The sequence below is a fragment of the Niastella vici genome (assembly GCF_002077945.1).
GTDB lineage: Bacteria > Bacteroidota > Bacteroidia > Chitinophagales > Chitinophagaceae > Niastella > Niastella vici.
Genome location: NZ_LVYD01000045.1, coordinates 238,267 through 254,353 on the forward strand (window position 1 = coordinate 238,267; position 16,087 = coordinate 254,353).

The following is a 16,087-nucleotide window of genomic DNA, read 5'->3' on the forward strand; positions in this document are numbered from 1 at the left end:
AGTCATATACAGTCATTTTATGAACTGTATTGTTAAATCTATTAATTTAGTGGAGTAATAACTAAACATCAAATAAATGCCCATGCGGTTGAGCAAAACATTTATTGCGATTGCCCTTGTTAATTTATCAATGCTGTTACAGCCTGAAATAACTTCGGGTCAGCAAACAGGATCAACGCCGCCCAATATCATTTTTATTTTGGCCGATGATCTTGGCTATGGTGATCTGGGTTGTTATGGACAAAAGCTGATACAAACGCCTAACCTCGATGCCATGGCAAAACAGGGAATGCGGTTTACACAATTTTATGCAGGCACCGCTGTATGCGCACCGTCCCGTTCTTCTTTATTAACCGGTCAGCATACCGGACATACCCCTATACGTGGCAATAAGGGAGTGGAACCGGAAGGCCAATGGCCCATACCTGATTCGGCTATTACCATTGCCGAAGTATTAAAAAAAGCAGGTTATGCAACGGGTGATTTTGGGAAATGGGGGCTTGGACCGGTAGCTTCATCGGGCGATCCAATAAAGCAGGGATTTGATTCTTTCTATGGTTATAACTGTCAGTCCCTGGCGCATAATTATTACCCCGATCACCTGTGGCAGAACGATACCCGCATTAATTTCGCAGCGAATACCGATTACTCGGCCGATCTAATACACCAGAAGGCGCTTGGTTTTATTCGTGATCAAAAGAACAAACCTTTCTTCCTGTATCTGTCTTATACATTACCACATGCAGCCTTGCAGGTGCCAAACGACAGTTTGTTCGAGAAATATAAAAAACTGTTTCATGAAAAAGAGCAACCCGTTACTGAACAATGGAACGGTAAAGGGTATGCACCACAGGGCTATCCACATGCTGCTTATGCTGCCATGGTAAACCGGTTAGATATATATGTAGGGCAGGTGCTTCAGCAATTGCGCGAACTGGGAATTGATAAAAATACAATGGTTATTTTTTCAAGTGATAATGGTCCGCATAACGAAGGGGGCAACGACCCGGCTTTCTTCAACAGCAATGGTTCGCTACGGGGTATTAAAAGAGATCTGTATGAAGGCGGCATCCGCGAACCAATGATCGCCTGGTGGCCAGGTAAAATAAAGGGAGGCAGTACTTCTGATTATACCGGTGCTTTCTGGGATTTTCTGCCCACGTTTGCCGAGCTGGCAAAACAACCGAAACCTAAAAACATCGATGGTATTTCAATTGTACCGGCTTTGCTGGGTCAAAAAAATGCACCCCTTCATCCCTGGTTGTATTGGGAATTTCATGAACAGGGCGGCAAGCAGGCCGTACGCATGGGAAAATGGAAAGGGGTGAAATTGAATGCTGCCAGTAATCCAAATGGCCCAATTGAATTGTACGATCTGCAAAATGATGTAAGTGAAAAAAATAATATTGCCGGCAAACATCCTGATATAGTGCAGGCGATACGAAAAATTATGCAGGAACAACATCGGGAGAGTCCGGATTTCCCTTTGTTTACAAAGGCTGCCGGGGCTTCCACTAACAAAGAATAATAATTGATGTCGTTAAATATAAATATGAATAAACTGATCACCATTTGTGCTTTGGGTATAATGGCTGCAGGCCTGGGATGCAAACAATCGGGCGGTACTACCGTTGTTGCAAAGAAAGATAGTTTGCCGGCAGGTGATACAGTGATGTCATGTACTTCTAATTTACCATCGCGCTTTGCCGCAAAAGCGTCAACCGATTCTATTACTGCCAGTGGTAATAGTTCCTACGCCGGGATGGTAAAAGTTCCTGGAGGCGATTTTTTAATGGGGGCCGCTGATAAAGCCGGAAGGCCCGATGAATATCCGCAGCACGCAGTTCATGTAGATGGTTTTTATATGGATGCCACCGAAGTGACCAATGGCATGTTCTCCCAATTTGTAAAAGCAACGGGGTATGTTACAACAGCTGAACGCACCCCCGATTGGTCAGAGTTAAAGAAACAATTACCGCCGGGTACGCCAAAGCCGGCAGATAGCCTGCTCGTTGCTGCCTCGCTGGTGTTTACCCCACCTGCGCACCCTGTTCAACTGAATGATGTAAGCCAGTGGTGGCAATGGGTGAAGGGGGCCAACTGGAAACATCCGCAGGGACCCGGGAGCAACATAAAGGGAAAAGACAATTTTCCGGTTGTACAGGTTTCGTGGGACGATGCAATGGCTTATGCCAAATGGGCGGGCAAACGCCTGCCTACCGAAGCGGAGTGGGAGTGGGCCGCCAGGGCGGGGCTTACCAACCAGCCTTTTACCTGGGGCAGTGAGCCTGTCGAGAAGGGGCAACCGAAAGCAAATATCTGGCAGGGCCATTTTCCTGATTACAATACGGTTACTGATGGGTATGCCCGCGTGGCCCCGGTGCAATCATTTGCAGCCAATGCATATGGTTTGTACGATATGGCCGGCAATGTATGGGAATGGTGTTCCGATTGGTACCGGTCGGATTATTACGCGCAGATCAATGCAAAAAAACTGATCAATCCAGCTGGCCCGGCAGCCAGCTACGATCCCGAAGAGCCCACTGTTCCCAAAAGAGTGGTTCGGGGCGGCTCCTTTTTATGCCATGCATCCTATTGCGCCAGTTACCGGGTGTCGGCCCGCATGAAAACCTCCCCCGATACAGGATTAGAACATACCGGGTTTAGATGCGTAAAAAAGTAAATGGGTTTGGGCAAAACACCACATAATAAACAGGCCAGGAATTTTTGTCCCGGCTGTTGAGCTACTATTTAGCTGAAGTTGCGTCGCACACTTCGAGGCCTGTGCAGGCCTCAACAAACGGTGATTCATACATTCCCCGGCACTAAAGCTATTGCTGCATGCTTTCCCGAAATAGCTGCGTAGCAAGGCCAGTCCCGGCTTTTGGGCCAAACTTCAATGTGCAGGTCTCAGCAACGGCGATTCGTGCATTCCCTGCCATCCCAAACCTGATATTTCGAATGCCAATTACCGCACAATAAGCTGCACTTTACTCTTTCTTCCAAAAAAATATCAGCCTAGCCCTGTAAGGAATTTGAACGATCTCATTGTCATTAATTCTATTTCAAATTTTTACCTGCTTTCATAAAAAATATATGAGAATGCTATTTAATTAATTTTGCAAAATCGTTTTAGAAGTGTAACATTGTTACAAATTTATTGGTACTGACACATTATGGGTACAATTAAATTAACTGCATACATGAGAGCATACTTTTGCTTGGCCATTGCCATTTATTGCGTAAATATTCACGTACAGGCACGTCAAAACACAATTGAGCCCGTAGATTACGTCAATCCATTAATGGGCACCGATTCAAAACCCGGGCTTTCCAACGGGAATACGTATCCTGCCATCGCGCTTCCCTGGGGAATGAATTTTTGGGTGCCGCAAACCAACACCATGGGCAACGGCTGGACCTATCAGTACAATGCCGAAAAGATCCGCGGATTTAAACAAACCCATCAGCCTTCGCCCTGGATAAACGATTATGGCCAATTCAGTATAATGCCTGTTACCAAAAGAATGAATTTCGACCAGGAAAAACGGGCAAGCTGGTTCTCGCATAAAACAGAAAGATCAACCCCCTATTATTACAGTGTTTATCTGGCCGATGCGGATGTAACTGCTGAAATAACGCCAACTGAGCGGGCTGCCCAGTTACGGTTCACCTTTCCGGCCTGCGACAGTTCATTTATTGTAGTTGATGCCTTTGATAAGGGTTCTTACATAAAGATCATTCCTGCCGAAAGGAAGATCATAGGCTATACCTCAGCCAATAGTGGGGGAGTGCCCGACGGTTTCAAAAATTATTTTATAGTATATTTTGACAAGGATTTTTCAGTGGCCCATACCTGGCACGATAAAATGCTGGCAAAAGATACGCTCGAATACCAGAGTGGCCACAGCGGCGCTATCATTGGGTTTAAAACCCGTAAAGGTGAGCAGGTGCATATTAAAACAGCCTCTTCCTTTATTAGTTTTGAACAGGCCGAATTGAATGCAAGCCGGGAATTAGGAAGCGATTCTTTCGATAATACCTGTAAAAAAGGCCGCCAGGCCTGGAACAGGGAATTGGGCCGCATGGTAGCAGAAGGGGGCACGCCCGAACAGTTACAAACGTTTTATTCCTGTTTATACCGGGTGTTGTTGTTCCCCCGTAAATTCTTTGAATACAACAAAGCCAACGAAGTAGTGCATTATAGTCCATACAACGGACAAGTGTTGCCTGGTTATATGTTTACCGACAATGGCTTTTGGGATACTTTCAGGGCTGTATTTCCATTCTTTACTTTAATGTACCCTACGTTGAACAGCCAGATCATGCAGGGATTGGTAAACGCCTATAAAGAAAGCGGCTGGTTGCCCGAATGGGCCAGTCCGGGCCATCGCGATTGCATGATAGGCTCCAACTCTGCAGCGCTGATCGCAGATTCTTATATAAAAGGTATTCGCGGCTATGATATCAATACATTGTACGAAGCCATTTTGAAAAATACCAGGGCAGAAGGGCCGCTAACATCGGTAGGAAGAAAGGGCGCTCAATATTATAACACCCTGGGGTATGTGCCTTATGATGTTAATATCAATGAAAATGCCGCCCGCACGTTGGAGTATGCTTATGACGACTTCACTATTTCCCAGCTGGCCAAAGCATTAAACCGGCCAAAAGAAGAAATCGATAGTTTTTCACGTCGTTGTATGAACTACCGAAATCTGTTCGATGATTCCACTCATTTAATGCGGGGAAAAAATAAAGATGGTCACTTTCAATCACCCTTCAATCCATTCAAATGGGGCGATGCTTTTACCGAAGGCAACAGCTGGCATTACACCTGGAGTGTTTTTCATGATGTGCAGGGATTGGCCAATTTAATGGGCGGCTCAAAAATGTTCACCAAAATGCTTGATACGGTATTTGCCCTGCCGCCTGTTTTCGATGAAAGTTATTATGGAGGCGTTATTCATGAGATCCGTGAAATGCAGATCATGAACATGGGACAGTATGCGCATGGCAACCAGCCAATTCAGCATATGATCTATTTGTACAATTATGCAGGCGAACCCTGGAAAACGCAATACTGGATACGGCAGGTGATGGATAAATTATATCATTCAGCTCCCGATGGGTATTGTGGTGATGAAGATAATGGCCAAACTTCGGCCTGGTATGTATTTTCTGCCATGGGTTTTTACCCTGTTTGTCCCGGTACAACGCAGTATGTTTTTGGAACGCCGCTGTTCCGTAAGATGACCCTGACCTTTGAGAATGGAAAAAAGCTGGTGATACAGGCACCTGCTACCGACAAAAACACATTCTATATACATAATATTTCATTGAACGGCGTTGCGCATACGAATAACTGGATCGATCATAGTCAATTACAAAAAGGAGGTACTTTGTTATATGATGTAAAGAATGTGCCTTCTCTTACGAGAGGAACAACAAAGGTTGCATATCCATTTTCTGTATCTCCGGTTTTAACCCGGTAACACTTAACCATATGAAGAAAGTATCAATAAAAGATATTGCTCAAATGGCAGGCGTGGCATCGTCTACCGTATCATTTGTATTAAACGGCAAAGCCCGTAAAATGCGTATCAGCGAAACGGTTGAAAAGCGTGTGCTGGAGGTTGCCCGTAATGCAGGATATTACCCCAACCAGCTGGCCATAAGCTTACGTACCGGTAAGTCCAAAACCCTGGGCCTCATCGTTGAGAATATTGGAAACCTTTTTTTTGCTACACTGGCAAAAACGATTGAAGAAGAGGCTGAACAATACGGTTACCGCGTTGTGTACTGCAGCACAGAGAATAATGCATCAAAGGGGAAGGAACTGATCAATATGCTGTCGCAACGGCAGGTTGATGGGTACCTCATTACGCCGGCGCCGCATATGGAAGAAGATATTCAGCAACTGGTTCAGTTACAGCGGCCGGTTGTATTAATTGACCGCTATTTGCCGACTGTGGAAGCTTCGCATGTGCTGGTAAATAACGCCGACGCGGTGGAGCAGGGCATGTCGCATTTGTTTGCTCAGGGGTACCGCGAAATAGGATTTGTTACCGTTGATCTTGATATTATGCAAATGGAACAACGGCTCGATGGCTATATAGGCGCACTTTCGAAAGAAGGCATCCGGTTGAATAAAGAAAATATCCTTAAAATTCCATACACCCATCAACGTGAAGAAGCGGTTGAACTTATTGCGAATTTGCTGCAAAACAACCCGCAACTGGAAGCGTTATTTTTTGCTACCAATTACCTGGGCATCCTGGGGCTTGAAAGTATCAAAAGGTTAAATATGGCAATTCCGGAAGATATTGCAGTTATAAGTTTTGACGACCACGATATTTTCCGCCTGTACCCGCCCGGTATTACCAGCATTGAGCAACCCGTTGAAGCAATTGCAAAAAAAGCGGTGGCATTATTAATGGACCAATGTGAAAACTCGGAAAATAAATTTCCCCGTAGCGAGGTTGAGCTTTCTGCAAAATTGATTGTAAGAGGATCTACTGTAGTTCCAGTTAGTACGAAAATATAACAGCGCGAAGGCTGTTAAGTTACCGGCAACCTGCCGGGTCGCCATTGAATTCCGGCCTGGCAGGTTCTTTTAAGAGCATCTCTGATTGTACAATGGCAGCAAAATGCCTGTTCCTTTCTTCTATAATTTTACGGTCAGTGATTTCAACCGGCATATTTACTGCGCCTATCTGTTGATTTCTAATTGACGAAATTCTTATTGGAAAAGATTTTAAAAATTCTATGCCAGCGGCTGGCTTTAGAAATCATTTGTATAATCAATTGTAATTTAGCTAGTTTTGAACAATTGCCAGTCTCCGGTATGTAGCCCGGGATGGGGCTGGTTGTGTAAGCATTGATGACAATGATCAGTCATTTGTAAGCCGCATGCCATTAACTTTGTATGGGATCATATTTAGATAGTATGTTTATTCAAAATTTAAAATTTATTGTATGAACAGCAGTAAGATCATAACGGCTTTTATTCTAGGCGCGGCAGTGGGTGCTGCAGTAGGTATTTTGTTTGCTCCCGATAAAGGGTCTGAAACACGCAAGAAGATCAATGAAGAAGGGAAAAAAATGTCTGATGCAATTAAAAATAAGTTCAATGAAATGAAAGAGAAGATGAATGCCGTAAAGGATGATATGGAACAACGTGAAGATTATGCGTAAACCGGAACTATTTAATATGATCATATGAAAGAAACGTTCGAAAAACTGGAAGGGTTAACTGATCATGTAAAAGAGTATATCAATACAAGAGTAGAATTAACCAAGCTACGCATTGCTGAGAAAACGTCCCTGATAATAGGCGACCTGGTTGCCGGGGGCATTGTAATACTGTTCTTTTTATTTGTTTTAATGTTTGGAAGTATTGCAGGCGCCTGGGCCCTGAGTGACTGGATAGGAAAGCGTTATTCGGGATTTTTGATCGTAGCCGGTATTTACCTGTTATTAGGAATTATTGTTTGGTTGACCAGAAGCAGGCTTATCCGGTTTCCGGTAATGAATGCAATAATAAGGAAATTACACAATGAGGATGAGGAAGAAAAAAAGGATAAACCTTAATTGACCATAGTACTCAATTTTTTTTCATTAAGAATTGTAATTGTTCCGCCTTTAATATTCACCAGTCCTTCAGTCTTGAAATCGCTTAAAGTTCTGATAAGCGATTCAGTTGCCGTGCCGGCAATCGTAGCCAGGTTTTCGCGGCTGATGTCGATTGGCGCATGATATTTTTTATGTAGAGTCAGTAATGCTTCAGCTACTTTTTTTCGTAATGAGTTATAGGCCAGGCCCAGCAGTTTTTCTTCCTTTTCGGCTACATTATGCGCCAGCAGGGTGATGAATTTTCGCATTACATCATGGCTGGTGTTGATGAGCTTCTCAAAATCTTCTCTGGGAACTATTACCAGTTCTGTTTCTTCAATTGATTCAGCTGTTTCGTTGTAGGATGTGCCTTCGAGTAAGGCTACATAACCCAGATAATCGCCTTCGTTATAAAGGCCTATTACCAGGTCCTTGCCATCCTCATTTGTTTTATAGGTCTTTACTTTTCCTTTTTGAACATAATATAACCGGGAGGGACGATTGCCTTCCTGGTATATTATCTGTTTTCTGCGGTAACGGTTTACTGTGCGGTCTTCTATTAATGATTGCAACGCATTTTTCCCATCGGTTAACTGTATTAATTTATTCAACTCATCTATTCCGCCCTTCCATTCCTGTTTCAATAGGTCGGCTTTTTTGAGGCGGCTTTCCACTGCGTTTAATAATTCTGTTTCATCAAAGGGTTTGGGTATATAATCATCGGCGCCCATCTCCATACCCTTCCTGATATCGAGCCGTTCCGATTTCGCCGAAAGAAAAATGAAGGGGATATTTTGCAGGGAGCTGTTCTTATGCATTAAATGAAGAACGCCATAACCATCCAGTACCGGCATCATTATATCGCATATAATGAGATCGGGTATTACTTTCAGGGCGGTCTCTATGCCTGTTTTTCCATTCTCTGCTGTAAATACCTGATAATTGGCCAGTTCAAGTATCTCGGCTGTATTTTCACGTATAGCCTGGTTATCTTCAATAAGCAATATTTTTTTCATACCTGTTACTGATTGCAGTATTGCTAAATGGGTCTTTTGAATACACAAACTTTAGCAATTAATGGCACAGGCAATGTGATGTTTGTCAGCCCGGCAACTGATTTTTTGCAGGTTTATAATTGTGAGCAGATACATGATAAACAGGGTGACATTAAAAATAAATTAAATTCTATTTTGCTGTTTAGTTTCAGTAATACCTGATGGTTATATACTTAAATGTTATTTATAATTTTTAATGAAGACCTATGAATGGAAGATATAGCCGTAATGTATTTTGAAACGAATATTGTTTGCTGATTTTTTTGAATCAAATCTTTTTCTTTATACTTTTAACCGGATTCCCTGGTTACGCAATTACAAAACAGCAGCACACTGTATAGTAGCAATATTAATGAACCCGGATCCTTTACTCCGGTAATTGCAATAGAAATAATATTTTGAATTGATCGTGCTTCTGTTTTCAACACCTCAAAGCCGGTATTCGGCCTGATTGTATTCATGATAGAATGAATGATCTGCCGTACCTGAAACTATGTGACTCTCCAACGGTATAGCTTTTTGCAAAAAAATTAAGGTTAACGCAGGCAGATTGGTTATTATACACATGTAGGGTTTACATGGGTATATAATCATAGTTAAGAATCATATGCATTTATGGCTTTCGCCGGGCGAATGCCATGATTAACCATTAAACACCTGGATATGAAAAAAATTAAGATTGTATTAAATGCTATTGCCATTACGATTGCTATTGCCGGCGCTTTTGCCACCCGCTACTGTATGCAGAACAATACCTCCCAATATATTCCGGAAAATAACAGTTTTAAACCTGCAGGCGAGTTTGGCATTGATTACAATTGTTACGATTCTAAAAATACCTGTACGTTCTATAGACCCGATTCGGTTGCCCGTCCCCAGGAATTTTTACCATTCAGGAAAGGAGAATTTGTACCCGTGAACAAATAACCATGACTGAAATAACTTTATGTATTATATAAAAGGGATAACCGAAACTATGTACCGCGTTGTAGGAATAAACCTGTAAAACGCAACAAATCATTCGAAAGGTCTTTAGATAAATATCTTAAAAGGAATTTATCATTTATTAAAAACCGGCTTTTATAAATGGCCGGTTTTTTGTTTATTAGATGGCTGCAATTTTGGTGTTTTTGTCGCTAAAATGCATTAGCAGTATGTTTTGTCGTATTTTCCAGGGGGTAAAAAGCATGGACTGGAACAGGATGCTACAGGATGGTAAGAGCAAATACTTTCAATCAGAATTAAACGAACTATAAAAAAGTGTAATAAGTATAATCCGCTGAACCAGTTTGTCTTTTGTGCAATATTATTTCTGCGATTTATTTTTACGCAGGAACATTTTTTGCATAAATTGGAAAATAAATTATACTTTTTTAAATAAGCTAAAAATATCTGATATAAATTTTTGAACCTAATTTATAAGTTATAACTTTAGTTCTACCATCGCCCTCAATTCTACCAATCTGCCTTATCCCCCTCTAAGCACCTTATTCTAATCTTTCCATCTAACGTATTAGCCGGATTCAGTGAATTTTGGGATGCTTCCATTCGTCAATAACTGTTGCCCCCTTATAACCCTTTCATATTATGAAAAGAAAGATAATTATTGAGATAATATCTTCCTTATTGATATTGCTTTTTTTATATGCCAGCGTTAGTAAATGGCTTGCTTTTAAAGTTTTTATTGGCGAAATTAATAATCAACCGTTCCCAAACTGGATGACTCCTTACCTGGTATGGAGTATTCCTATTATTGAAGTGATTATTGCCATCGGGTTAATTTTTGAGCGAACCAGAATGCCAGCCTTATACGCGTCGGTGGTGCTAATGTCGGCGTTTACTATATACACGATAGTTATATTAATGCATGCGTTTAAGTATATACCCTGTTCCTGTGGTGGAGTTATACGAAAGCTCACCTGGCCGCAACACCTTTTCTTTAATTTGTTTTTTGTAGGGATCTCATTACTGGGCATTGTTCTCAAAAAACGTGAACCGGTACATGCTGCAGACGTATAAATGGCACAGTTTAAATACGAATAACTTTTTCCTGTTTTTTGCTGCCTCACTTATTCCGGAATAAGTGTGCAAATATGAAGCAGGTAAGGAGAAGCCGAAAACCTGAATAAAAGAGTAGGCAATCAAAAGTTAACCATTAATAAACAAAAACAAAAATGAACAAGATCAAGCTGGCATTTATTGCTACAGCAATACTGGCTGCCGTTGGGGGCGCCTTTGCAACCAGACCCTGTGTTCAATGTGAGGTTGGCCAACAGTATTATTGGAATGGTACGGGTTATATAGCCACAGGCGAATATGGAGTGGATTATCTTTGTGGAAACGGTGGTGTATGTACCTACTACAAACCCGATCCCATTGGGCAGCCCAATTACTATGCGCCCTGCCGTACAGGGGGGTATGCGCCGCAGTATTAGTATCTGAAGCGCTGTTTAATTGATTAGGGATTGGACTTACTTGTTGGTATTTGTGTTAGGATCAATTAAAAAGTAAAAATAATTCCTATAGGGCCGGTCATTGTTTAATGGCCGGCTTTTATTTTGCCCGGGATCTATCTTTCATTTTGTATGTAATGGCCCGTACTCATGGCATCTGGCGGAATGGGTAATGCGTACTTGGGGCTATTGACCGGCAAGGTATATGGCAGTCCATCTAAAATGCGCATGGGAGTAATGTTTGGGTCTTCCATGTTCAGCCGCCGGATATCCGTCCACCGAACACCGCGAAAAGGCATTTCCTTTCGTCTTTCATTCAATATGGTATCCTGCAGGTTTGGCGTAGAGGTTGTATAGGGTATAAATGTGCCGGTTTGATAGCGGCGCTGCAACAGGTAGTTCAGGTCTTTCTGGGCGCCTTCCATATCACCTGCCCGTGCCCGGCATTCGGCCCGTACCAGGTACATTTCATCGGTTGCCAGCCCCGTAAAGAATAAGAGCGTTCCGGTATACCCGCCCTTCATATTTGCATAAAATGAATTTCCCTGGTAAAAAAGTGAGCGCCGCAGGTCGTTAGGAGAATATGATCTGTATAATATAGTATCAACAAAACAACCTCTTGTTAATGATCCTGCTTTTAATACCCCGGTTTCAATAAATTTGGTTTGATACAATGTTTCCGGGTTATACTTGTCAAAAGGTCGTAATGTAAAGAGATCCTTAAAATTGTTATAATCCATTAAGGTATCCTTCAGGTGTAAACAGCTGTCTGCATAAGCTCCTGCTTTATCATACAGCCGCATGCTTACATACACCCGGGCCAGTTGGGCAAATGCCGCGGGTTTATTGGGCCGGTTGCGGTAAGCGTACGATACTTCCGCCGGTAAAAGATCTTTGGCTTCCAGCAGGTCGGCCAGGATCTGCGCATAGGTTTCATCGAGCTTTGACCGGTGTACAACTTCGTCTACATTAGGTGTTAGTTTCAATGGAATGCCGAGGTCGTTACCGGCGGTGGTTGCATTGTAGGGCAGTGCAAATACCTGGGCCAGGTTATAAAAAGCATAAGCCCTGATAAAGAGCGCCGACCCTTTCATATTGTTCCATTGTTGCAGATTGCCTGAGGTTACCGGTACTTTTTTCAACCCATCCAGAATTACATTAGCATACAATACCTGCTTATAAGGGGCATTCCAGTCTTCAACAGTGCTCTCTCCTTCAAAAACTTTTTCCGCCCAGATATAGGCATTATGTTCTTTGGGGATTATTGTCTGCTTCCAGAAATCTGCAGTCAGGTAATAATTATCTGCCGATAGCTCGCCCAAAGTTGGTGTTACACTGAGGGCAATCTCGTTATCGAGCAGGGCCTGAAAATCTTCCAGTGTAGTAGGCACAAAAACATCCGAATTGGGCCGTTCGTCCAAGAATTCCTTTTTGTTACAGCTTAAAAAACTCAAACTGAGTATAGCCACAAATAAGTAATTACTGTTTACTTTCATTGGAAAAGGAATTTGCTGGTTAAAAATCAATTTTTAAACCTGCTGCAATCGTTTTAGGGTTGGGTGTACTTGAAATATAATCCGGATCGATGCCGGCATGATTCGCCTTCCAGATAATACCCAGATTATTGGCGTACACGTATATTCTGAGTTGGTTCATAGGCAACCACCTGATCTCATTTTTATTTAGCTGATAGCTTACCTGTATATCCTGTAGCCTGATGTGATCGCCTTTTTCAACTAATATATCCGAATATTTGTAAAAAAGGCTTCTTGTATTGCTGCCGGGATCAAGTGAAATTGATGGTACGGAGGTATATTGCTCGTCGCCCTGTTTCTGCCATCTTTTTTCATAATCGGGATGGCCCGGTGAAGATTCATACAGCAGGCTATAATAATTGATGGAACTCCTTCTAAAATAATACCCCATTTTCCAGGTAATGTTAAAAGAAAGTTCCAGTTTTTTATAGCTGAAATTATTGCGCAGACTGCCAAAATAAACGGGGTAGGCCGGGCCACTGTATACCAGATCTGAAAGATCAGTTGAATTTATGATATCACTATATTTTGTACTTGCCTGTTTATTAAAATATCCTAGCGGATCGCCGGTAGAGTCAACAAGCCCCATCCATTTAAAACTGAAAACAGAATATAAGGGTTTACCGGCTATAGGGCTTATATAGCCGGGATCGCAATAATACCAGGCGAGGCTTTGTTGTACCTTATAAGTGGTTACCTTATCTGCAGCATAGCTGAACAGCAGGGTACTGAACCATTTAAACCGCTTGTTGATGTTTTTTGACCGCAGCATAATATCCACGCCTTTCCCTTTCATATCGGCGGTATTGCCCCTGAAAATAGAAACGCCGCTGGTAGGGTCAAGCGGGCTGCTGCCTATAAGATCGATCCCTTTACGGGTATAATATTCCAGGCTGCCTTCTATCATATTGTTACGTAGAGCAAAATCAACCCCAAAGTTGATCATGTGATTTTTTTCCCAGCGTAGCGAAGGGTTGGGCGGGTTAACGATGGAAGCCGACAACGTGCGCCAGATATTTAATCCATCGTTCTGGGCTGTGGTATAAGCCGATACGGATTTATCAACATTGCCTTTATAGCCATTGGTTAGCCGCAATTTCAGGAAGGGTAGCCAGCCAACATGATAAAAATTTTCCTGGTTCATTTCCCAGCTAACGCCCGCTGACCACAACGGCACTCCTTTTTGATTGGTGCTTACGCCAAAAAGGTTCGATTCATCTTTACGCACGCTGGCCGACAGGATGTACCGCCGCTGAAAAATATATTTGGCATTCAGGTAGTAGGAGATGTAACGGTCTGCCGTATTTCTATTGTGGTCCTTATACTCTATACTTTTGTAGATAAAGGGGGCGTTGAACAGGGGAAAGGTATTGCCGTAATCTACGGTGTTGTTGTAGGGCTGGTCTTTATTGTACCCGTAAAAACGAAGCGTTTCATATAATGTTTTGAGCCCTCTTACTTCTGCACCGGCCAATGTAATGACCTGGTGATATTTGCTGCGATTGCGATTGTACCATCCCTGGTTATAATTTAGTTGAGCGCGTACATTATGGGCCTCATATCGTTGGGTCACCTTGTCCATAATGCCACCCAGCGGAACAGGTCTGGTAACATTCCCGGCAGAATCTTCTGTAAACTGGTTTATATAATTCCGGGTATAATAGGTCTGCAGGCTTTTATAGTCTTCCCCTTCAATAAATCCCTTATTGTATTGGTACAATGCGGTAAATTCTAACCCTTTTAAGATCGAATATTTTATGTCTGCATTGAGGCGGTAATCGGTGGTCTTTGTAGCGTTGTCGCTGTATTTAAGCTCATTATAGGGTTTATAATCCCAATCTTGCAAAATCCCATTAATCCCATTAGCCTTATCCCTGCCCCCGGCAGTATCTTTATAGGATTGCCGCAGATCTATAGGCACGGTTAGCGCATTGCCATTATCGTCTACCAAATCGAGGTAAGGATAGTTAAGATTTGCAAGTTCCCTGTTATTATATTGCGCCTTTGATTCGGTGTAAATAATGCCGGTATTGAGCTCCAGTTTCTTTTGCAGCCAGGAAAAAGAATTATTGGCGGTAAGCGTGATGCGGTCATACTGGTTCCTTACCAGGTTATCGAGGTTCTTATCGTACCCAACTGAAAAATAATAGTTGTTATTATTACTGCCACCGCTGGCGCTCAGGGCATATTGCTGGTTAACGCTGGGGCGGTAAAAATACTTCTTGAGGTCTGTTCGTTTATCCTGGGTCCTTAGTTGATCGAGCTGCGCATTTGCCTCAGCGTCTGTGATCGTATGATCTTTTTGTTTTATCAGTATTTCCACTACCGGCGAAAGCACCGGGTGCGAGGCGTTATTAATTGCGTTATTATAAAATCCATTACTATCCAAATGTTGCTCTACATCAATATAGTCTGATGAGCTTAAAACAGGGGTATAATACAGATCGGGTTTTTGGCCAACAGTCACATTACTATTAACAGATAATTTAAGGGGCTGATTGTATTTCCCTTTTTTTGTAGTAATAACTACAACGCCGTTGCCCGAATAGGCGCCCCAAATGGATGCGGCATCTGCATCCTTTAATACCGTAATACTTTCAACATCATTGGGGTTTATATTATTGATGTCACCGGTATATGGAAAATTATCAACTACAATCAATGGATTGGGGTTGGCATAAATGGTAGCTCTTCCCCTGATAGAAATGGTTGACTGATTGGCATTGGGGTTAATGTTCTTATTAAATACCAGGCCACTGGTAATACCTTCGAGCCGGTCAATGATACTGGTTGAAACCCGGCGGTTTAATAGTTCATTATCGATCTTCACAAAAGAGCCCGGCGATTTATCTTTTGTAGTTTTCTGATAACCGGTAGAAACTACCTGTACTTTGCTCAGCTCACTAATATGTTGCTTTAATTTGATCTGTAAAGGTTCGCCCTGCCAGCTAACTTCTTCAGGATCGTAGTTTACGTTGGTGACCACAATGCTCAGATCAATTTCATCAACGGCATTCAGTCTGAATTCACCATTTTCATTGGTGCTCGTTTGCTGGTTGCTTCCTTTTACGGTGACGGTAGCGCCAAGGATCGGTTCCCCCTGTTCATTAACGATCCTGCCTTTAATATTGGCCAGCTTTACGGCCGTTGCGGTTTGCCTGCCCTTGGGGATTACAGTTATTGTTTTATCAATAATGGTATAGGTACAGGTTTGATATTTGAAATATTCATCAAGAAGCTGCTCTATAGTTACGTCGGTGACGTGAATGGTTACCGGTTTCAATTGCGCAGAGATAGAATTGGAATTGAAAATGGTGTAGCCGGCCTGCTTTTCCAACACTTTACGGATGTCGCTAATGGTTGCATTCTTTTTAGAGAATGTGACCCGTTGCGCAAGTGCAGATGCACCTGACAGCATACAAGCAATGAT

At 42.4% G+C, this 16,087-nt stretch carries 13 protein-coding genes; 10 read left to right on the top strand and 3 right to left on the bottom strand.

Annotation, left to right across the window (positions count from 1 at the left end; genetic code table 11):
- Nucleotides 1–82 precede the first annotated feature (82 nt).
- The 6 genes from A3860_RS16305 (at nucleotide 83) to A3860_RS16330 (ending at nucleotide 7,593) form a co-directional block, all read left to right on the top strand.
- Entirely contained in the window at nucleotides 83–1,528 is a 1,446-nt protein-coding gene (locus tag A3860_RS16305) for an arylsulfatase (protein ID WP_245843555.1), read from the top strand.
- Nucleotides 1,529–1,552: 24 nt separating this feature from the next.
- A complete protein-coding gene (locus tag A3860_RS16310; RefSeq protein WP_245843556.1) occupies nucleotides 1,553–2,683 on the top strand; it encodes a formylglycine-generating enzyme family protein in 1,131 nt (376 codons plus the stop codon).
- A gap of 520 nt (nucleotides 2,684–3,203) precedes the next feature.
- Nucleotides 3,204–5,495 (top strand): GH92 family glycosyl hydrolase, encoded by a 2,292-nt coding sequence (locus tag A3860_RS16315; RefSeq protein ID WP_081147788.1) that lies wholly within the window; start codon nucleotides 3,204–3,206, stop codon nucleotides 5,493–5,495.
- A gap of 11 nt (nucleotides 5,496–5,506) precedes the next feature.
- Complete coding sequence (locus A3860_RS16320; protein ID WP_081147789.1) at nucleotides 5,507–6,547, top strand: LacI family DNA-binding transcriptional regulator; 1,041 nt, start codon at nucleotides 5,507–5,509, stop codon at nucleotides 6,545–6,547.
- 431 nt (nucleotides 6,548–6,978) lie between these two features.
- The gene (locus A3860_RS16325; protein ID WP_081147790.1) at nucleotides 6,979–7,197 is read left to right on the top strand and encodes a YtxH domain-containing protein; all 219 of its coding nucleotides are present in this window, start codon (nucleotides 6,979–6,981) and stop codon (nucleotides 7,195–7,197) included.
- Between the two features lie 24 nt (nucleotides 7,198–7,221).
- Entirely contained in the window at nucleotides 7,222–7,593 is a 372-nt protein-coding gene (locus A3860_RS16330) for a phage holin family protein (protein ID WP_081147791.1), read from the top strand.
- On the opposite strand, the gene A3860_RS16335 is transcribed toward A3860_RS16330, so the two are convergent.
- Nucleotides 7,590–8,630, bottom strand: a complete 1,041-nt coding sequence (locus A3860_RS16335) for a response regulator (protein WP_081147792.1) — start codon at nucleotides 8,628–8,630, stop codon at nucleotides 7,590–7,592. The genes A3860_RS16330 and A3860_RS16335 overlap by 4 nt on opposite strands.
- 36 nt (nucleotides 8,631–8,666) lie before the next feature.
- Between A3860_RS16335 and A3860_RS41095 the strand changes: the two genes are divergently transcribed.
- From A3860_RS41095 to A3860_RS16350, 4 genes are all read left to right on the top strand, one after another.
- Complete coding sequence (locus tag A3860_RS41095; protein WP_158085275.1) at nucleotides 8,667–8,831, top strand: hypothetical protein; 165 nt, start codon at nucleotides 8,667–8,669, stop codon at nucleotides 8,829–8,831.
- 501 nt (nucleotides 8,832–9,332) lie between these two features.
- On the top strand, nucleotides 9,333–9,596 hold the full coding sequence (locus A3860_RS16340) for a DUF6520 family protein (RefSeq protein ID WP_081147793.1): 264 nt from the start codon (nucleotides 9,333–9,335) through the stop codon (nucleotides 9,594–9,596).
- A gap of 660 nt (nucleotides 9,597–10,256) precedes the next feature.
- Entirely contained in the window at nucleotides 10,257–10,688 is a 432-nt protein-coding gene (locus A3860_RS16345; protein WP_081147794.1) for a MauE/DoxX family redox-associated membrane protein, read from the top strand.
- A 155-nt stretch (nucleotides 10,689–10,843) separates the two neighbouring features.
- Nucleotides 10,844–11,104, top strand: a complete 261-nt coding sequence (locus A3860_RS16350) for a hypothetical protein (protein ID WP_081147795.1) — start codon at nucleotides 10,844–10,846, stop codon at nucleotides 11,102–11,104.
- A 134-nt stretch (nucleotides 11,105–11,238) separates the two neighbouring features.
- On the opposite strand, the gene A3860_RS16355 is transcribed toward A3860_RS16350, so the two are convergent.
- A complete protein-coding gene (locus tag A3860_RS16355; RefSeq protein ID WP_158085276.1) occupies nucleotides 11,239–12,543 on the bottom strand; it encodes a RagB/SusD family nutrient uptake outer membrane protein in 1,305 nt (434 codons plus the stop codon).
- Nucleotides 12,544–12,637: 94 nt separating this feature from the next.
- Nucleotides 12,638–16,075, bottom strand: coding sequence for a SusC/RagA family TonB-linked outer membrane protein (locus A3860_RS16360; RefSeq protein ID WP_158085277.1), 3,438 nt, complete (start codon nucleotides 16,073–16,075; stop codon nucleotides 12,638–12,640).
- Nucleotides 16,076–16,087 lie beyond the last annotated feature (12 nt).

Coding starts and splice junctions, on each gene's coding strand:
- A3860_RS16325 (WP_081147790.1), top strand. CDS start 6,979: ATGAACAGCAGTAAGATCATAACGGCTTTTATTCTAGGCGCGGCAGTG.
- A3860_RS16305 (WP_245843555.1), top strand. CDS start 83: ATGCGGTTGAGCAAAACATTTATTGCGATTGCCCTTGTTAATTTATCA.
- A3860_RS16315 (WP_081147788.1), top strand. CDS start 3,204: ATGAGAGCATACTTTTGCTTGGCCATTGCCATTTATTGCGTAAATATT.
- A3860_RS16335 (WP_081147792.1), bottom strand. CDS start 8,630: ATGAAAAAAATATTGCTTATTGAAGATAACCAGGCTATACGTGAAAAT.
- A3860_RS16330 (WP_081147791.1), top strand. CDS start 7,222: ATGAAAGAAACGTTCGAAAAACTGGAAGGGTTAACTGATCATGTAAAA.
- A3860_RS16360 (WP_158085277.1), bottom strand. CDS start 16,075: ATGCTGTCAGGTGCATCTGCACTTGCGCAACGGGTCACATTCTCTAAA.
- A3860_RS16350 (WP_081147795.1), top strand. CDS start 10,844: ATGAACAAGATCAAGCTGGCATTTATTGCTACAGCAATACTGGCTGCC.
- A3860_RS16320 (WP_081147789.1), top strand. CDS start 5,507: ATGAAGAAAGTATCAATAAAAGATATTGCTCAAATGGCAGGCGTGGCA.
- A3860_RS16340 (WP_081147793.1), top strand. CDS start 9,333: ATGAAAAAAATTAAGATTGTATTAAATGCTATTGCCATTACGATTGCT.
- A3860_RS16345 (WP_081147794.1), top strand. CDS start 10,257: ATGAAAAGAAAGATAATTATTGAGATAATATCTTCCTTATTGATATTG.
- A3860_RS16310 (WP_245843556.1), top strand. CDS start 1,553: ATGAATAAACTGATCACCATTTGTGCTTTGGGTATAATGGCTGCAGGC.